The organism is Polyangium spumosum, from assembly GCF_009649845.1.
GTDB classification, from domain to species: domain Bacteria; phylum Myxococcota_A; class Polyangia; order Polyangiales; family Polyangiaceae; genus Polyangium; species Polyangium spumosum.
This window is the reverse complement of record NZ_WJIE01000007.1, coordinates 16,033-32,187: the sequence shown is the minus strand read 5'-3', so window position 1 is coordinate 32,187 and position 16,155 is coordinate 16,033. Positions and strand designations below refer to the sequence as shown.

Sequence of the window (16,155 nt, the reverse complement as noted above, 5' to 3'; positions counted from 1 at the left end):
CCTCGGGATCGGTCGGGGAGGGGCTCTTGAGTTCGCGCGGTCGATTCCCTCGGGATGAGCCGCCCGAGCTCTTGCGTGTCCTCCCCTCCCGACGCGTCCCGCCCCTCTGCCCTTCCGATCTCCAAAACACCCCCCGCGCGTGCTGCCCACCCCCAGATTGGGCGGGGAACAGATGTGGTCGCGAAGGTCCGCCGCATTTGTTTTCGCCCGACCGGCCTCCGGCACGAGCGCCGCCCCCTGTTCCCCGCGGAAACGAGGTCCGTCCGCCGTGCCACGTTCCTTTTTTTGACCCACGACAGACGGCGCGACGACTTGCCGGGGGCAATCTCCGCGCGGAACGAGGGCGGCGTCGGCTGCGTGCCCGCCCCGGTTTCGCGAAACAGCTTCGGGCCACGCGGGCGCCCCGCGGTTGTCTCATCCCGTACTGTGTCGGCACGGTGGACCGAGCTCGTTTCGCCTTCGAACCGCCCCCCGGCAGCCCTGCCGGAGGTCGTTCGGCGGCGAAACAGACCCCGGCAGCCGAGAACCGAGGTCGATCCGGCGCTCCCGGACGAGAGGGCAGCGCGCGCCGAGGTTGTTCCGGCGGTGGGGGATCCGCGCGCCGCGACTCCGCGGCTCGTTCCGGCGCCGCCGATCCCACCGTCGCCGATTCCGCGGCTCGTCACGGCGTCGCCGACTTTGCCGTCGCCGATTCCGCGGCTCGTTCCGGCGCCGCGGATCCCACCGTCGCTGATTCCGCGGCTCGTTTCGGTGACCTCGCCACATGCGGCTCCGCTCCCGGCTCCGTGATGCCAGCCGGAGGGAGGCGGGGCCCGCGCTCACCGGTGAGTTCGTGCAGCGCCAGCTCGAGGTCGCCGTGGAGAGGGTGCGCGTGGGAGGGGGTAGGTGAGAGGGGGGAGGGCAAGGGGGGTGTCAAGGCGTTGATGGTGAGCCTGGGGGAACGAGCCTTGCGCAGGTTGCGCAGAAGTATACAGAGGGTGCGCAGGTCTATACAGACGCGAATGGGGGCGGGTGGTTTCGCGCGGCAAAACAAGAGATCGATGTGCTGGCATGCGTGATGCTTTGGGTGTCGACAAGAAGAACGGTCGTCCTCACGACGCACCCTCGATACCTGAACGACGGAGCAAGAGACATGAAGCGCGCTGGTTCGATCTTCGGTATGGGCCTGGTTTTCTTCGGCATTGGCGTCGCGGCCATGGGGTGCTCCGGCGCGCCGGATACGGCCGATCCGATCGAGATGATGGGCGCGGAGGAGGGGGAGAGCCGCGTCGAGCCCGCGGACGGCCCGTACATGCGAGCCCTGGTCGAGAAGGCGGGCAAGCAAGGAGCGGTAAAGATCGACCTCGCCGACGATCGCCAGTTCGGCTTCCTGAAGGAGCGAATGGCCCGCAACGACATCAACGCCGAGACGGCGCCCCGCGTCTTCGAGCGTCTGCAGCTCGCGCGCGACAAGGCGGTCGCCATCAAGACGGGCAAGGTGCACCCGAGCGTTGCGACCGCGAGCGCGGGAGCGGCGGATCGGTGTGGAATTTACATCGTGAACGAGCGGCTCGACGCCACGGCGTTCAGCAGCATGGCCCGCGGGAGCTGTATCGGCGGAGCGACCTACAGCTATGTGGATCAGTACCTGTACGACGCGAGCTGGAACATGCTCGACTTCGATTACAAGGAGGAGTGGAACAAGGGCATCGCGGCCGATGTGAGGCTATCGGCGGTGCCGCCGTCCACGAAGGGTGTCTTCGCCGAGGGGGTCGTGTACCACGAGACCACGACGACGGTCGAGGCCTACTACTATGCGACGAGTGTTCTCGTCAATCATATGATCCTCGACGCGCCCTCGTCCGCGATGGCGCCGGAGCTCCCGGGGGCGCAGGCCGTGAAGGGGCCGGAGATGGCGTCGGCGGTGGACCACCAGTACACGCTCGACGCCCCCCGAGACTTCACGGGCGACAAGTCGATCATGATGTGCCTCGATCGTAATACATATAGCACCGATTGCGACTACAAGCACACCGACACCGGAGCCTGCTCCAGCCTGGCGCTTTGTGAAGGAAATACGGCGAAATTCCCCGTCAATACGCCGACGTACGACTTCTCGAAGTTGTACATGCCCATGCAAGGGTCGAGCAAGCTGATTCACGGCCCCAATGTGAACGCGGACAACCCGTGGGAAATCCAAAGCGCTAAAGCATGGGTGACGATGAGGACGGCAGGGGCCGACACGCCCGCGGGCGGCCTCTGCGAGGGCAGCCTGACCGATCTCACCGGAGCCCCGAAGGTCGTCCTAAAGGAGGGCATCGTGGCCTTTCAGAAGAGGTATCAAATCGTCATCAATCCTTTCGCTCCGGCGCTAGGGAACGTGGCCTGGGAGGATCACTGCACCGATAATGGCAAGCAGATCGATCTGGACGTCGAGGTGACCCTCTATCAACCCAACAACGCGTTGGGGGAGACGCTCGTCTATAACTGGACCACGCGCCCGACCACACAGAACCCGAGCGCGCCCCCGATGTCCATTTGGTGGGGCTGCCTCCCGACCGGCACCGAGATCTCCCTCGCGGATGGTAAGCGCGCGCCGATCGAGCGGATCGGCGTCGGCCAGCAGGTCGTCTCCGACGACCACGGGCGCACGCTCACGGTCGTCGACGTGGTCGAGGGCGCGGAGCGCAGGCCGCTGGTGCGCGTCGTCGACGATCGAGGCCACGTGCTCACGATGACCACGACACACGCGGTCCCCCTCGCGAATGCCCATATCGTGCAGGCGCAGGAGATGCAGGTCGGCGACCAGGTGATCGGTAAAGACGGCCTCTCCACGATCGTCTCCGTGGAGCGAATCGAATACGAGGGCCCGGTCTACAACCTCGTGCTCGGCACGGCCGACGAGCTTGGCGGTGTCTCGAAGCAGGGGACGACGATGTTCGCCAATGGGGTGCTCGTGGGTGACAGCCGCCTTCAGGGCGCGATCACGCAGCTTCGCTCGGACGAGGCGGCGCTCGCGGACCGGGTGGCCTCCCTGCCCGTGGAGTTCAAAGAGGATTACCGCCTCTCGATGATCCGTGAGCAGAAGCGCGCCGCGAAGCGCTAAGGCCAGGCCAGGAGGGCGATAGGGTATTCCTGCGCCCCCCTGTCACCGCCCCTTCCGCGGCCTCGTGATCCCGTACAGATCCAGCCGCATGAGCAGCGTCCTCCGCGAGATCCCCAGCATCTCCGCCGCCTTCGACTGATTCCCCCCGCACGCCTCCAGCGCGAGCAAGATCCTCTGCCGCTCGTCCTCCCCGACCGGCACCCGCAGGGGTGCGATCGACGAGGAGACCACCCCGGACGCAGGCTGCGACGGCCGCGGCGGCGGGATCGTCGCGAGCTCCGGGTTCGACTTTCGGGCCGTCCCACGACCACCCAGCCCGAGGTGCTCCGGTTGGATCGTCTCTCCCGCGCTCAGCACGACCGCGCGCTCGATCACGTTGCGCAACTCGCGGATGTTCCCCGGCCATCCATGACCGAGCAGCGCCTCCAGCGCCGCCTTCGATAGCCGCGGCTCCGATCGCATGTTCATCTGCACCGCCGCGCGCGCCACGAAGCTCCGCACCATGGGTTCGATTTCCGATACGCGCTCCCGAAGCGGCGGGATCTCGATCGTCACCCCGTTCAACCGAAAATAGAGGTCCTGCCGGAACACGCCGCTCGCGGCTTCCTCTTCGAGGTCGCGATTCGTCGCCGAGACGAATCGAACGTCGATCGGCCGCTTCTGGACCGCTCCGACCCGCATGACCTTCCGCTCCTCCAGCACCCGCAAGAGCTTCACCTGCACCGAGACCGGTAGCTCCCCGACCTCGTCCAGGAACACCGTCCCGCCCGCCGCGACCTCGAAGAGCCCAGGCTTCGTTTTCGCCGCGCCCGTGAACGCGCCCGCCTCGTGGCCGAAGAGCTCGCTCTCCAGAAGCGACTCGTGGATGGCCGCGCAGTTGAGGCAAACGAGCGGCCCTCGCGCCCGCGGCGAGCGCCGGTGAATGGCCTCCGCCATCACCTCCTTGCCCACCCCCGTCTCGCCCAGCAAAAGCACGTTGATGTTGCTCTGCGCGACCCGATCCACGAGCTCGTACAGCTTCCGCATGCCGCTGTCGTGAATCACGGGCACGGAGTAGGACCGAACGACGCGAGAGGAGGCGGGGTTGTCCTCGGATGCGTTGGCGCGCTGCACCACGAGGAGCGTGGCGCCGAGCTGGACGCCATCCCCGAGCGCGAGATCCATCGATTCGCCGGGGGGAACTCGATACTCCACGATACGCGCCGTCCCGTCCGCGTCCTCGGACCGAGATACACGGAGGCCGTTCGAGCTGCCCACATCCTCGACGCGCAAGGGCGGGCCGATATCGAGGACGACGTGGCGTCTCGATATCGAAGGATCCTGAAGGACGATATGGTTTGTTTCACCTCGGCCGATCGTGACTCGCCCGGTCGCTGGTAACGGCCGCAAGCGGGTCGCATCCGCGGTCACGATGACGAGCTCGAGCGAGACAGAAGCCTTCACGCTTGCTCACCTTACAGCCGGAATACACGGAAAAGCAAGAGCGCGTGTCTCGGGATGCACTCTGCCTACAGTGTGTAAGGGGTATCGCGGCTATGGTGCGACCGTCGCTCGAGCCGAGGGCCCCGGCCCCGCCGCTTGCTTGCGTTGCCCTTCCGATAACAACGCCCGATAGGCCTCCGACGTCCGCACGAGCTCCTCGTGCGTGCCCATCGCCGCGATACGGCCCTTGTCGAGCACCACGTTGAACGTCGATTTCACGAGGTGCGGCGCGTGCGTGACGACGATCGTCGTCCGACCCGCCGCGAGCTCGACGACGTTGCCGAGCAGCTCCTCCGCCGTGGCCTGAGGTAGCCCCGCCTCGGGTTCGTCGAGCACCAGCAGGCGCGCGTCGCGGAGGAGCATGCGCGCCAGCAGGAGCCGGCGTTGCTCGCCGCCCGAGAAGTTCGGCGGCACCTTGCGCACCACCACATCGAGCCCTCGGCCGTCCTTGCCCGCGGCGAGAGCGTCGAGGCGCACGCGCGCGAGCAAACGCTGCATCGAAGCCTCGTCCGGCGGCTCTGCGAGGCCGAGCCCGAGGTTCTCCGCGACCGAGCGCTCGAAGAGCACGGACGCCTGGCCGAGCACCGCGAAGAGGCGCGCGAGGTCCTTCGGCGAGAGGCGCGTGAGGTCGACGCCGCCCACCTCGATCCTGCCACGTGTCGGATCGTCGAGCCGCAAGAGCAGGCGGACGAGCGTGGACTTGCCCGAGCCCGATGCGCCGCAGATCGCCACCACCGCGCCCGCGGGGATCCGGAGCGAGAGGTCCGAGAGCACGTCGTCCTGCGCCCCCTCGGGCCGGTAGCCGACGCCTTCGATCACGACCTCGTCACTCGCGAGCGCCGCGAGCGGCAGCGGGTCCTCGGGCTCGGGCGGATGCGGGGGCAAGGAGAGCAGATCGCGGAGCGAGGCGAGCAGCGGCGCGCGCTCGAGCAAGCCCGAGCGGAGGCCGTCGAGCGCCTCGAAGCGCGCGAGCAGGAGCGGCGTGACGAGCAGGAGCTTCGCCACGTCACCCGCCTCGTGCGCGCGGCCAGACAAGCGAAGCGCGACGAGGATGACGAGCGGCGACATCGCCGCGAGCACGCTCTTGATCTGCCCCGACGCCGCGAGCGCAGCCGCGAAACTACGGCGCGCGTCGGCCGCGCGATGCGCCGCGGCGGAGACCTCCACGAGCGCCGTCTGCCGCGCGCCGAGCAGGCGCAGCTCCTCGGTGCCGGCGAGCATCTCGCCGAGCGCGCCGAAGACCGCCGTGTCCGCGCGCTGCATCACCTGCATCCGCTCGCCCACGCGGCGCGAGGCGCGATCGGAGAGCAAGCGCGAGAGCACGAAGAGCAGCGCCGTGCCCACGAGCACGGGCCACGCGCCGCCCGAGGCGAGCTCGAAGGCGAGGACGAGCAACGTGACGATCGCCTGCGGCAGGCCCGTGATCACCGCGACCGCGAAGTCCGATACGGCCGCGGCGTCCCGCGCGATGACGAGCTTGACCGCCTCGAAGCCGCGCACCTGGGGCGCCTTCACGCCGGGCGGCGCGGGAGGAGCGCCTTTCGGCGAAAGCGCGCGCGCGCCGGCCGCGTCCACGGCGCGCGGCGAGGCCCAGAGCGCGGCGCGCACGAGCTCCACGCGTAGCGCCGCCGTGAGCTCGGCCGAGAGCTCCGAGCCCGCGCGGCTCTGCGCCATCGTCACGCCCACCGTGAGCGTCACGGCCGCGAGCGTCGCGGCGATGACGACCCAGGGGCCCTCGCCCGACACGAGCCGCGCGAACAGGCCCGCGAGGCCCGGGCTCGGCGACGCCGGGCGATCGAGGACGGCGCCGATCGAGACGCCCACGAGGCCCGGCAAGACGCCGGCCATGACGCCCGAGAGCGACGAGAGGCCCACCGCGAGGACGAAGCCGAAGAGCGGGCCGCCGCGCAAGGAGCGACGGACGGCGCGGAGGATCAGCCAGAGGTCGCGCACGGGCCGCGGAGGTTATCCCAGTCCGTTGCAAGCCGCGCGCTTTCGGTGGACCCTACGCACCGTGCGAAGCGCGCAAACCGTCGTCGTCGTGGCCGTCCTCGTCGTCGCGCTCGTGGCGTGCACGAGCGAGGAGCAAGCGCCCGCGCCTCTGCCCTCGCCACGCGCGAGCTCGTCCGTGTTCTCGCCCGAGGCCGCCGCGCGCTTGCCGCTCGCCGAGCCCGAGGACGGCGGCGCGCCCGTCGCGAAGGAGGCGGTGCCAGGCGTGCTCGAGGAGATCCTCGCCGCTGCGCCGAAGGCGTCGACCACGCCGACGGGGCCGGACGGAGGCACGCTCGTGGGTACGGAGACGGGTGTCCGCGAGGAGGCTCGCGAGGCGGGCGGAGGCCTCGACGGCGGCGTCGACGCGGCAGCCGCAGCGTCAGCCCTCCCGCGCGCGCGAAAACGAATCCACATCCAGGCGGGGAGCCCCGACGTGCACGAGGGCATCCCTTCGTCCGCCGTCGAGCGCGCGGCGCGGGCGCAACTTTATTATCCGCTCGTCACGCGTTGTCGCGGCGCGGACGGCAAGATCCTCCCACCCGACACGATCGTGCTCCGCTTCAAGATCGACGTGGACGGCTACATCGTGCCCTCGTCGATCAGCACGAGCGGCACGGAGCCGCGCTACGAGGCCGCGGCAAACTGCATGCAACGCGAGCTCTCGGCCGCGGGGTTCCGCGCGCCCGCGGCCGCGCGAGGCGTGGCCACCTGGGTGAACGCGACCGTTCCGTCCGTCGATTGATTGACGCTTTGTGCTCCTTTTCCCGGAGGTTTGCAGTTCGGCTTGCACGAGCGGCGCGGCGGGCCCAGCCTGTCTCGAGGCCCGTGGCGCAGGGCAGGGCAGGTGAGCGCGGAATGCGGCCCATTTCCGTGGGCGTCATTGCCTGTCCAATCGGCTTGCGAGATCTTTTGAGCCTTTGCTTTCGTCCGGGAAATACCGGGATGGAGTATAAGGGCCGAGCGCCGCGAGGGCCGAGGGTACGAGGGGTGAGCGGAGACCGACGGTGGACCTGAGCGACCAGTCCCAGACCCTGGTGATCATCGGCAACGGGATGGTCGGCTGGAAGCTCTGCCAGCGAATGGTGGAGTACGGCGCGAACGACGAGATCCGCATCGTCGTGTTCGGCGAGGAGATGTTCCCCGCGTACGACCGCGTGCACCTCACCGAGTTCTTCGCCGGACGTCCCCTCTCGACGTTCTCGCTCGCGCCGCCGGACTGGTACGAGCAGAGCGGGATCGAGCTCTTCACGGGAGATCCCGTCGTCGAGATCGACCGCGGCAGCAGCGTGGTCGTCTCGCGCTCGGGGCGCCGCGTCGAGTACAACCGCCTCATCCTCGCCACGGGCTCGAGCCCCTTCGTGCCGCCGATCGAGGGCGCGAACCTGGCGGGCTGCTTCGTCTACCGCACGCTCGACGACGTCTGCGACATCGAGGAGTACGCCTATGATCCCGCGACGCTGAAGAGCGCCGCCGTCATCGGCGGAGGCCTGCTCGGGCTGGAGGCGGCGAAGGCGGTCTTCGACCTCGAGCTCGACGTGCACGTCGTGGAGGTGTCGCCGTGGCTCATGCCGCGCCAGCTCGACGCCGACGGCGGCGCGGCGCTACGCGACAAGGTCGAGCGGATGGGCGTGAAGGTCCGCTGCGGCAAGAAGCTCGTCCGGATCGAAGAGGTCTCGCTCGGGCTCGCGGGCGGGTCGTACCAGCCAGTTTCGTACCGCGCCGCCGCCGAGGACGACGAGGACGTCACGCCCGAGCTGGGGTTGCGCCTGCACTTCGACGACGGCGAGACGCTCATCGTGGGCATGGTGATCTTCGCGGCCGGCGTCCGTCCGCGCGGCGAGCTCGCGAAGGCCGCGGGCCTGCAGATGGCCGCGAATGGCGGGATCGTGGTGGACGATCGGCTGCAGGCCATCGACAAGAAGACACGCAACCCCGACGAGCAGATCTTCGCGATCGGCGAGTGCGCGTCGCACCGGGGCACGACGTACGGCCTCGTCCTGCCGGGCTACCAGATGGTCGACGTGCTCGCGGCGAACCTGCTCGGCGCCGAGCGGACCTTCGACGGCGCCGACACCTCGGCGAAGCTCAAGCTGCTCGGCGTGACCGTCGCGGCCCTCGGCGAGCACGACGGCGATCAGCGCCTCGGCGGCAACGCGCTCGTGTTCAACGGCGGCGGCGTCTACCGCAAGCTCGTGGTCCGCGACGGACGGCTCATCGGCGCGGTGACCGTCGGCGAGTGGGACAACCTCGACCGCATCCGCGAGCTGCTCAAGGCGCCGCTGCCGCTCTCGTTCTGGGACATGCGCAGGTTCCGCGGCACCGGCAACCTGTGGCCGAAGTCCGAGTCCGCGCCCGTCACGGAGTGGGCCGAAGACGCGATCGTTTGCGGCTGCCTGCGCGTCACGCGGGGCGCGCTCGCGCTGGCGATCGACGGCGGTTGTCAGAGCGTGGAGGCGCTCGGGACGAAGACCGGCGCGGGCACGCTCTGCGGCTCGTGCAAGCCGCTGCTCTCGGAGCTGCTCGGCCTGGACGGCCCCGTGAGCGTCTTCGAGCCGATGCCCGCGTCGTGGCGCGAGGGGCCGCGCAGCCGGCGCGGCGACGGCGGGCCTCGGTCGCGCCGGGGCGAGGGTCCACGCAGCCGTCGCGGCGGAGACCTCTCGCCCTCGTCGCGGCTCGACTCCTCGCAACACGCGAGCGTCCCGCCGCCGTCCTCGCTCGCCTCCGTGCCCTCGTCGCGGCTCGACGACGCGCCGCGCTCTCAGCGCTTCTCGGTCACCATCGCCGAGCGGACGCCGGAGCTCCCGGGCGCGCTGGATCTCGGCCGGCGGAGCCTCCCGCTCGCGCCTGCCGACGACGACGACGACATCGAGCCGGCGCCGATGTCCATGCGCAGCGCGAGCCTGGTCGCGCGCGCAGCCGTGGACCTGCCGCCCCCGAGCACGCTCCGCTCGTCGATCCCGCCGCCCCCTTCGGCCGAGGCGAGCGCGCAGGCCGGCTTCGGCGTCGCCGCTGCGTTCGAGGCGCCCGAGGAGGCGCCCGTCGCGCGCCGCGGCGCCGCGCTCGCCTCGGAGACGCCGCCGGCCGGCACCGAGATCGCCCCGCGCTCGGCGCGCCTCTCGCTCGAGCCCGCCCCCCGCGACGACACGGCGCCCACGCCGCCCACGGGCATCCCGGTCGTGCCGCGCTCGGCCCGCTCGTTGGAGCTGCAAGCACCTGCGTCGGTCCGCGCCTCCTCGCTGACGCCGCCCTCGGGCGTGCTGATCACGCCACGCAGCCCGCGCCGGACCTCGACCCCGCCTGCGGGCATCGCGCTCATCGGGCTCGGCGGCGAGGCGCTGCCGCCTGCGCACACGCCGACGCCCGCGACGGGGCTCGTCCTCGGCCTTGCTGCGCGTGGCAGGGCCGAAGGGCCCATCCGCCGATCGACCCCGCCGGCCGGCTCGGTGCGCGTCGTGTCGGCCCCGCCGGCGTCCTCCCCGCGCTCGGCTCCGCCCTCGTCCATGCCGCCGGTCTCGTCCCGCCCCATCTCGAGCGGGGCCATCTCGAGCGGCGTCATCCTCCCGCCCTCGCACGTGGCCATCGTCGCGGTCGAGGACGCGCTGCCGCCGCCCGCCCCTCTGCCCTCGATCGAGCCGACCCTCTACGCGACGTCGCCCTCGGAGATCCCGCCCTCCTCGGCGCGGCGGCTCTCGGCGATCGAGGCGGCCCTCGCGGAGACGGAGGAGCGAAGGGAGAGCTCCTCGGCGTCGCGGCCGCGCATCTCGCTGCTCGGGGGCATCGACGAGGCCGAGATCGCCGACGTCCTCTCGGTCTCGCGCGACTCGCTCCTCCCTCCTGCGGACCGTGCGCCGATGTCGCGGCGGAGCTGGGTGCCGCCGAAGCGCCTCAGCATCCCGCCGGGCGCGCTGCAGACCCCCTCGGTGCCGCCGGTACGGCCTTCGATCGCGCCTCCGCCGGAGCGCGGTCGCAAGATTCTCCTCATTGCGTCGGTCCTGGCCGTATCCTGCGTCCTGGTGCTGGCCTTCGCCCCCTCGATCCCTCCTTCCCGCTCCATCCGGACGGGCGTCGTCCTCGACGCGCTCTTGCGCCCGGGGGTGGCGAAGCAGGTGAGCGGCTACGCCCTCGTCGCGCTCGCCGTGGCGAGCCTCGGGGTCTCCTTGCGCAAGCGCTGGAGGCGGTTCCGGTCCGCGGACGTGCCGTTCTGGCGCGTGGTCCACGCCGTGCTCGGCGCGGCCACCCTGGTTTTGTTTTTCCTCCACACGGGGCTCTCCGCGGGCACGCGGGTGAACCTCGTCCTGACGATCGATTTCCTCGCCGTCGTGCTCCTCGGCGCGCTCGCGGGTGGCGTCTTCGCGGTGAGCTCCCGGTGGAGCCCCGTGGCGGCGCGGGATCGCCGCTTACGCGCCTCCTTCGTCCACCTCCTCTTGACCTGGCCTTTGCCGATCCTCATCGCGCTTCATGTGCTTGCCGTGTACTACTACTGAGAGGCGGGCCTCCAGATGAGCACGCGTACCTCGATTGTGGCCTGGCTCCTGCTCACGGGGCTCGTGGGCGGGTTCGGGGCCTTCCGGCTGACCTCGTCGGATCAGACGCTTTATTTGCCCGACGAGACCTCCCACGGGCACCATCAAATCGAAATGGCGTGCTCGTCCTGCCATACGCCCTTCGGCGGGGTCCAAGACGACGCCTGCACGAATTGCCATGGCGAGCAGCGCACCGCGGCCGACTCGCACCCGGCCTCGAAGTTCAACGACCCGCGCAACGCCGGGAATCTCGAAAAGATCGACGCGCGCCGCTGCGTCACCTGCCACGTCGAGCACTGGCCCGAGGGGACGCACCGCGAGGGCTACACGCTGCCCGTGGATTTCTGCGTCGAGTGCCACGGCGACGTGGGCACCGAGCGGCCGAGCCACGCGGGGATGGCGTTCAACACCTGCAGCGACGCGGGCTGCCACAACTACCACGACAACCGCGCGCTCTGGGAAGATTACCTGAAGAAGCACCTCGGCGAGCCCGTCGTGCTCGCGTCCGCGAAGGTCTTGCCGCGCGGGGTCGCGGTGGTCGCGAAGGAGACGAAGTCGCTCGGCGCGAAGGACCAGGACGCGCCGCGCACGGTGGCGTTCTCGGCGGCGCTCGTCTCCGAGTGGGAGGCGTCGGCGCACGCGCGCGCGGGCGTGAACTGCTCGGGTTGTCACGGCGGGACGCCGGGGACCCCGTGGACGAACAAACCGCCGCTCACGCTCTGCGCGGGATGCCACGCCGAACAAAACAAGGGGTTTGGCCAGGGAAAGCACGGAATGCGCAGCGCCGTGGGCCTCGGCCCCATGAGCCCCGCCGCGGCGCGGCTGCCGATGCGCGCCGAGGCCCAGGAGCTCGAGGTCGGCTGTGAGAGCTGTCACGGCGGGCACTCGGTGAACGCCCGCAAAGCAGCGGTGGACTCGTGCCTCGGATGCCACGACGACGAACACAGCCGGTCCTATCAGCGGTCGCCGCACTTCAAGTTGTGGGAGGCCGAGATGAACGGCGCGGCGGCGGCCGGGACGGGTGTATCGTGTGCAACGTGCCACATGCCGAGGGAGAAGCAGTCGAACAGCGCTCCTGTCGTGGTACAGCACAACCAGAACGACAACTTGAGGCCGAGCGAGAAGATGGTCCGCAACGTGTGCACGAGCTGTCACGGCGTGGGTTTCTCGCTCGACTCGATCGCCGACCCGGAGCTCGTCCGGGCCAACTTCGCCGGTCGCCCGAAGAAACACGTGGCGAGCGTGGACATGGTCGAGAAGCGCGCAGCGCAGGGGAAGCGCTGAGCAAGGAGAGAACGACGTGAAGATGGGACACTCGAAGGCGGGCGCGTTGCTGTGTGGTGCCCTGGCCCTCGCCGGCGTGACGGCGGCAGGCTGCGGCAAAGGTGGAGAGGGCGGCGCGGCGGGAGGTATCGCGCCGCAGCAGATGGCGGACGCGCTCTATGCGGTGATCGCGGCCGATCGCGCGATCTACGCGGGTCAGGTCGTGGATCGCCTCGTCGCCGAGAAGGCGATCAAGGCGACCGAGCGGTTCAAGGAAGAGAAGACGCTCCCGCTGCCGGCGCAGATGCTGCGCATGGGCGCGGAGCACGCGCAAAAGACGAACTCGAGCTTCTCGTACGCGCTCCTCTCGCAGTGGCCGATCAACCAGCAGAACAAGGCGAAGACGGACGCCGAGAAGGCGGGCCTCGACTTCGTCGCGAAGAACCCGGGCAAGAACTACTACACGGAGGAGAAAATCGCGGACAAGACCTATTTCACCGCGGTTTATCCGGACAAGGCCGTCGCCGCCGCCTGCGCGAACTGCCACAACGAGCACGCCGACAGCCCGCGCAAGGACTTCAAGGAAGGCGACATGATGGGCGGCCTCGTGATCCGCATCCCCGTGAACAAGTAACGGCTCGGCCGGGGGGGCCGAGCGGGGGGGTCATTGGCCAGCCGGCGTGGGAGACGCAGGCGCAGGCGCAGCCGCAGGCGGGGACGCAGGCGCGTCGGGCGACGAGCTGTTCGGGGGCGGCGGCGGGGGCAGCGCCTTGGGCGGGTCGGCGAAGAAGGGCTCGGGCGCGGACGCGAGCCGCAGCAGCGTGGGCGTCTTCGTGCTGACCTCGGCCGTGTACGCCTCGACGCCCTCGCTGGTCTCGCCGGCGTTCAGCGTGGCGGTCACGCGATAGAGGCCCGGGCGCGGGAACGTGCCCCCCGGGCAGATTTCGCCGAGCAGGACGGTGAACGAGGTGGAGTCGCCGGGCTTGAGCGCGCGGAACGCGTCCTTCGGCAGCCCACGCGGCGGATCCCCGGGGCAATCCTTGCTGTGGCCGTAAGGCCCGTCGACGTGGAACGAGAGCATCCAGGGCCGCAGCGCGACGACGATCGGCCGGAGCCCCGCGTTTGTCGCCTTCACCGTCACCGAGGCTCCACGCGGCGTGGTCACGTCCTTGAACGCGTCGGCCGTGAGCTCGAGCCTGCCTGCGCGCTCGTCGACGACCGACGCGGGCGCGGCGGGCTTGCCGTCGGCCGGCTTGGGCGCGTTCGCGTTCGTGTTCGTGGCCGGCGGAGGCGGCGGCGGGCTCTCGCCGAGCACGATCGCGGGCGCGCGGAGCTCGGGCTGGGGCGCGACCGTGGCCTCGCGCTCGGTGCTCTCGGCGGCGAAGGGCGGCGCGGGGGGCTTCTTCGTGAACTTCTTCGGCGGATCCCAGCCGAACTTCGCGTGCAAGGTGACGCCCGGCCGGAGCGCGGCCGCGGCCTTGCCGAAGCAAAAGAGCTTCGGATCGAAGGGCTCGACGTACGACTGCCCCGGGCCGAGCAGGAGCGCTCGGCTCTCGGGGAAGCTCTGCGGGCGCAGCGCCTTCGGCAGCTCGCACGTCGTCGGCTTCTTCTCGCCCTCCACCTCGATCTCGAACCGGAGCAGCCGCGCGTCGGCGGGCACGCGGATCGGGACCGATCCGTCGTTGTCGATCCGCATCGTCCACGGCCCCGCCATCGTCGGCGCGATGATCCAGAGGCGCGCGGGCGTGGGCGGCAGCGGCGGCGGCGCGGGCGCTTTCTGGCCCTTGCCGGCCTTCGCGGGCGGCGCGGCGTGGGCGCTCGGCGCGAGCAGGCTTCCGAGGCAAAGGAGAGAGGCGAGGAGGGAAGCGCGCGAAGATCGCATCAGGGGCTCCGGCTGTCCGTCGAGAGGGGGGCTTTCCGCTTTCCTTCCGAGGGCGTCAACCTTAGCGTACAAACCCACGCCCGCATGCGAGGTCTGTACGCCACCGTGGACAAGGCCGCGCTCGACCGGCGCGGAGTCGACGTCATCACCTTCGCCGAGGCCGCGCGCGCCGCGCGCCCGGGAGGGACGTACGCGGTTGGCCTCTCGACGCCTCGAACGGAGGACAGATGAGCCTCGTCGCCATCGCGATCACGGCCGCCGTGGCCGCGTCCCTCGGCTACCTCGCGAGCCGGCGCCGCGAGCGCGAGGCGCCGGACGAGGGCAAGGCGCTCGACGACAAGAAGAAGCCGCCGCGCGCGCTGAAGGCGCCTGCGCCGGCGGATCCGCTCGCGGGGCTCACGCTCGCGCTCGGCGACGTCGTGTCGGCGGAGGGCGACGAGCGCTGGCTCTCGGGGGCCATCGTCGCGCGCGAGCAGGCGCTCGCCGCGGTGATCTTCGTGGCGCCGGAGGGCCTCGCGCACCACGTGGTGGTGCTCTTTCCGGGGGACGCGCGCAGGGTCCTCTGGCTCAGCCCGGCCTCGGTGGACACGCCACCCGAGCCGCCCGGGACGCTGGAGATCCGGGGCATGGCGATGCAACGCAGGAGCCGCTTGCCGGTGATGTTCGAGCGGCTCGGCCAGGGCACGCCGATGGTCGGCGCGTCGGGCATACTCGCCACGTACGAGGCCGGCGGTCGCGAGGTCGCGCTCGTCGTCACGAGTGAAGGCAAGACGCTCGCGTGGGCCGGGCGCCGCCTCGACGAGGACGAGTACGATCGCATGGGCCGCGCCGACGATGCGTCCTGATCAGGGGACGGCCTCGCGCATCTCCGAGACGAGCTGGATGATCGACAGGTTCGGGCTCGCGTTGCGCTCGAGGTACCCGAGCACGCGCAGCACGGACTCGTAACGTCGGGCGTCGATCACGGCCGCGCGTGGATCGGCGGCCACGCGGCCGCGCGCCGAGCGGGCGAGCGCCGCGCCGAGGGCGCGCAGATCGTCGCGCAGTTTCTCCTTGTCCTTCGTGTCGAGCGCCTCCGCGAGCGCCACCGCCGGCCCGAGATCCGGCGCCGCCACGGCCGCGAGCATCGACGCGACGAACTCGTCGCGCGCGGCCGTGCGCTCCGCGTCCGCGAGCTCGAGCGCCGCTCCTGCGCTGCCTGCGGCGAGCTCGATCGCGAGGTCCTGCTTCCCCGCCGGCGTCCCCTTCGCCTGGAGGATCTCGTGCAGCACCTCGTCCGAGAGGGGCCCGAAGCGCAGCTTCAGCGTGCGGGAGCGGATCGTGTCGAGCATGCGATCGGGCCGCGACGTGAGCAGCACGAAGTGTGTCCCTTGCCGCGGCTCCTCGAGCGTCTTCAGGAGCGCGTTCGCGGCCGCGACCGTGATCTCCTCGGCCCTGCGGATGATGAAGATCCGCGCGCGTCCCTCGTGGGGCGGGTAGGCCGCGTGGGGGAGCACGATGCGCCGGATCTGCTCGATCGAGATCCCTTGGACCTCCTCATTCTTCTTGTCGAGCGTCGCCGGCGGGTAGAGCCCGCGCTCGACGAGGATCACGTCCGGGTGCTTCGGCACCTCGGGGCGCTCGGTCGAGAGCGTCACCGCGCGCTGGCAGGCGTCGCAGCGGCCGCAGCCGAGCGTGTCGCCGCCCGTGCACACGAGCGCCTGCGCCAGCGCGAAGGCGACCATCTCCTTGCCCACGCCGTCGGGCCCCTCGAAGCGGTAGGCGTGGTGGACGCGCCCGCTCTCGAGGGCCCGCACGAGCGTCCGGATGGCCTCGTCCTGGCCGAGGATGCGCGAAAACGGCACGCGCGAGGCCTAGCACGGAGGGCCGCCGCGTTGAAGTGCGCTCGGTCGTACGAGACAGCAACACCATTTTTTGATACTTTCCCA

The 16,155-nt window shown here is 70.5% G+C and carries 11 protein-coding genes; 7 read left to right on the top strand and 4 right to left on the bottom strand.

The annotated features are described in order from the left end of the window. The first annotated feature begins 1,132 nt into the window (after positions 1-1,132). Positions 1,133-3,085, top strand: coding sequence for a Hint domain-containing protein (locus tag GF068_RS24385; protein WP_153821863.1), 1,953 nt, complete (start codon positions 1,133-1,135; stop codon positions 3,083-3,085). 42 nt (positions 3,086-3,127) lie between these two features. On the opposite strand, the gene GF068_RS24380 is transcribed toward GF068_RS24385, so the two are convergent. Together GF068_RS24380 and GF068_RS24375 are read right to left on the bottom strand one after the other, a co-directional pair. Further along, positions 3,128-4,495 (bottom strand): sigma 54-interacting transcriptional regulator, encoded by a 1,368-nt coding sequence (locus GF068_RS24380; protein ID WP_338046583.1) that lies wholly within the window; start codon positions 4,493-4,495, stop codon positions 3,128-3,130. 123 nt (positions 4,496-4,618) lie between these two features. Further along, on the bottom strand, positions 4,619-6,520 hold the full coding sequence (locus GF068_RS24375) for an ATP-binding cassette domain-containing protein (protein ID WP_338046551.1): 1,902 nt from the start codon (positions 6,518-6,520) through the stop codon (positions 4,619-4,621). 61 nt (positions 6,521-6,581) lie between these two features. Between GF068_RS24375 and GF068_RS24370 the strand changes: the two genes are divergently transcribed. The 4 genes from GF068_RS24370 to GF068_RS24355 all read left to right on the top strand — a co-directional run bounded on the left by GF068_RS24370 (position 6,582) and on the right by GF068_RS24355 (position 12,979). Beyond that, positions 6,582-7,301 carry a hypothetical protein gene (locus GF068_RS24370; protein WP_153821862.1) on the top strand — a complete coding sequence of 240 codons (720 nt, stop codon included), beginning with the start codon at positions 6,582-6,584 and terminating at the stop codon, positions 7,299-7,301. A 262-nt stretch (positions 7,302-7,563) separates the two neighbouring features. Then, the gene (locus GF068_RS24365) at positions 7,564-11,043 is read left to right on the top strand and encodes an FAD-dependent oxidoreductase (protein ID WP_153821861.1); all 3,480 of its coding nucleotides are present in this window, start codon (positions 7,564-7,566) and stop codon (positions 11,041-11,043) included. A 15-nt stretch (positions 11,044-11,058) separates the two neighbouring features. Next, complete coding sequence (locus GF068_RS24360) at positions 11,059-12,366, top strand: cytochrome c3 family protein (RefSeq protein WP_153821860.1); 1,308 nt, start codon at positions 11,059-11,061, stop codon at positions 12,364-12,366. A 22-nt stretch (positions 12,367-12,388) separates the two neighbouring features. Further along, on the top strand, positions 12,389-12,979 hold the full coding sequence (locus GF068_RS24355) for a Tll0287-like domain-containing protein (protein WP_153822244.1): 591 nt from the start codon (positions 12,389-12,391) through the stop codon (positions 12,977-12,979). A 30-nt stretch (positions 12,980-13,009) separates the two neighbouring features. Here GF068_RS24355 and GF068_RS24350 read toward each other — a convergent pair whose 3' ends face one another. Next, positions 13,010-14,227: a hypothetical protein gene (locus GF068_RS24350; RefSeq protein ID WP_153821859.1), complete on the bottom strand. Its 1,218-nt coding sequence runs from the start codon at positions 14,225-14,227 to the stop codon at positions 13,010-13,012. Positions 14,228-14,311: 84 nt separating this feature from the next. On the opposite strand from GF068_RS24350, the gene GF068_RS24345 reads away from it, so the two are divergent. Next, entirely contained in the window at positions 14,312-14,458 is a 147-nt protein-coding gene (locus tag GF068_RS24345) for a hypothetical protein (RefSeq protein ID WP_153821858.1), read from the top strand. Beyond that, entirely contained in the window at positions 14,455-15,072 is a 618-nt protein-coding gene (locus tag GF068_RS24340) for a hypothetical protein (RefSeq protein ID WP_153821857.1), read from the top strand. Before GF068_RS24345 ends, GF068_RS24340 begins: the two co-directional genes overlap by 4 nt. Here the strand turns inward: GF068_RS24340 and GF068_RS24335 are convergent, their stop codons facing one another. Further along, positions 15,073-16,071 (bottom strand): DNA polymerase III subunit, encoded by a 999-nt coding sequence (locus GF068_RS24335; RefSeq protein ID WP_338046550.1) that lies wholly within the window; start codon positions 16,069-16,071, stop codon positions 15,073-15,075. Positions 16,072-16,155 lie beyond the last annotated feature (84 nt).

What these genes read in the sequence shown, in the direction of transcription:
- GF068_RS24385 (WP_153821863.1), top strand. Translation starts at nt 1,133, where the DNA reads ATGAAGCGCGCTGGTTCGATCTTCGGTATGGGCCTGGTTTTCTTCGGC.
- GF068_RS24360 (WP_153821860.1), top strand. Translation starts at nt 11,059, where the DNA reads ATGAGCACGCGTACCTCGATTGTGGCCTGGCTCCTGCTCACGGGGCTC.
- GF068_RS24355 (WP_153822244.1), top strand. Translation starts at nt 12,389, where the DNA reads ATGGGACACTCGAAGGCGGGCGCGTTGCTGTGTGGTGCCCTGGCCCTC.
- GF068_RS24350 (WP_153821859.1), bottom strand. Translation starts at nt 14,227, where the DNA reads ATGCGATCTTCGCGCGCTTCCCTCCTCGCCTCTCTCCTTTGCCTCGGA.
- GF068_RS24345 (WP_153821858.1), top strand. Translation starts at nt 14,312, where the DNA reads ATGCGAGGTCTGTACGCCACCGTGGACAAGGCCGCGCTCGACCGGCGC.
- GF068_RS24340 (WP_153821857.1), top strand. Translation starts at nt 14,455, where the DNA reads ATGAGCCTCGTCGCCATCGCGATCACGGCCGCCGTGGCCGCGTCCCTC.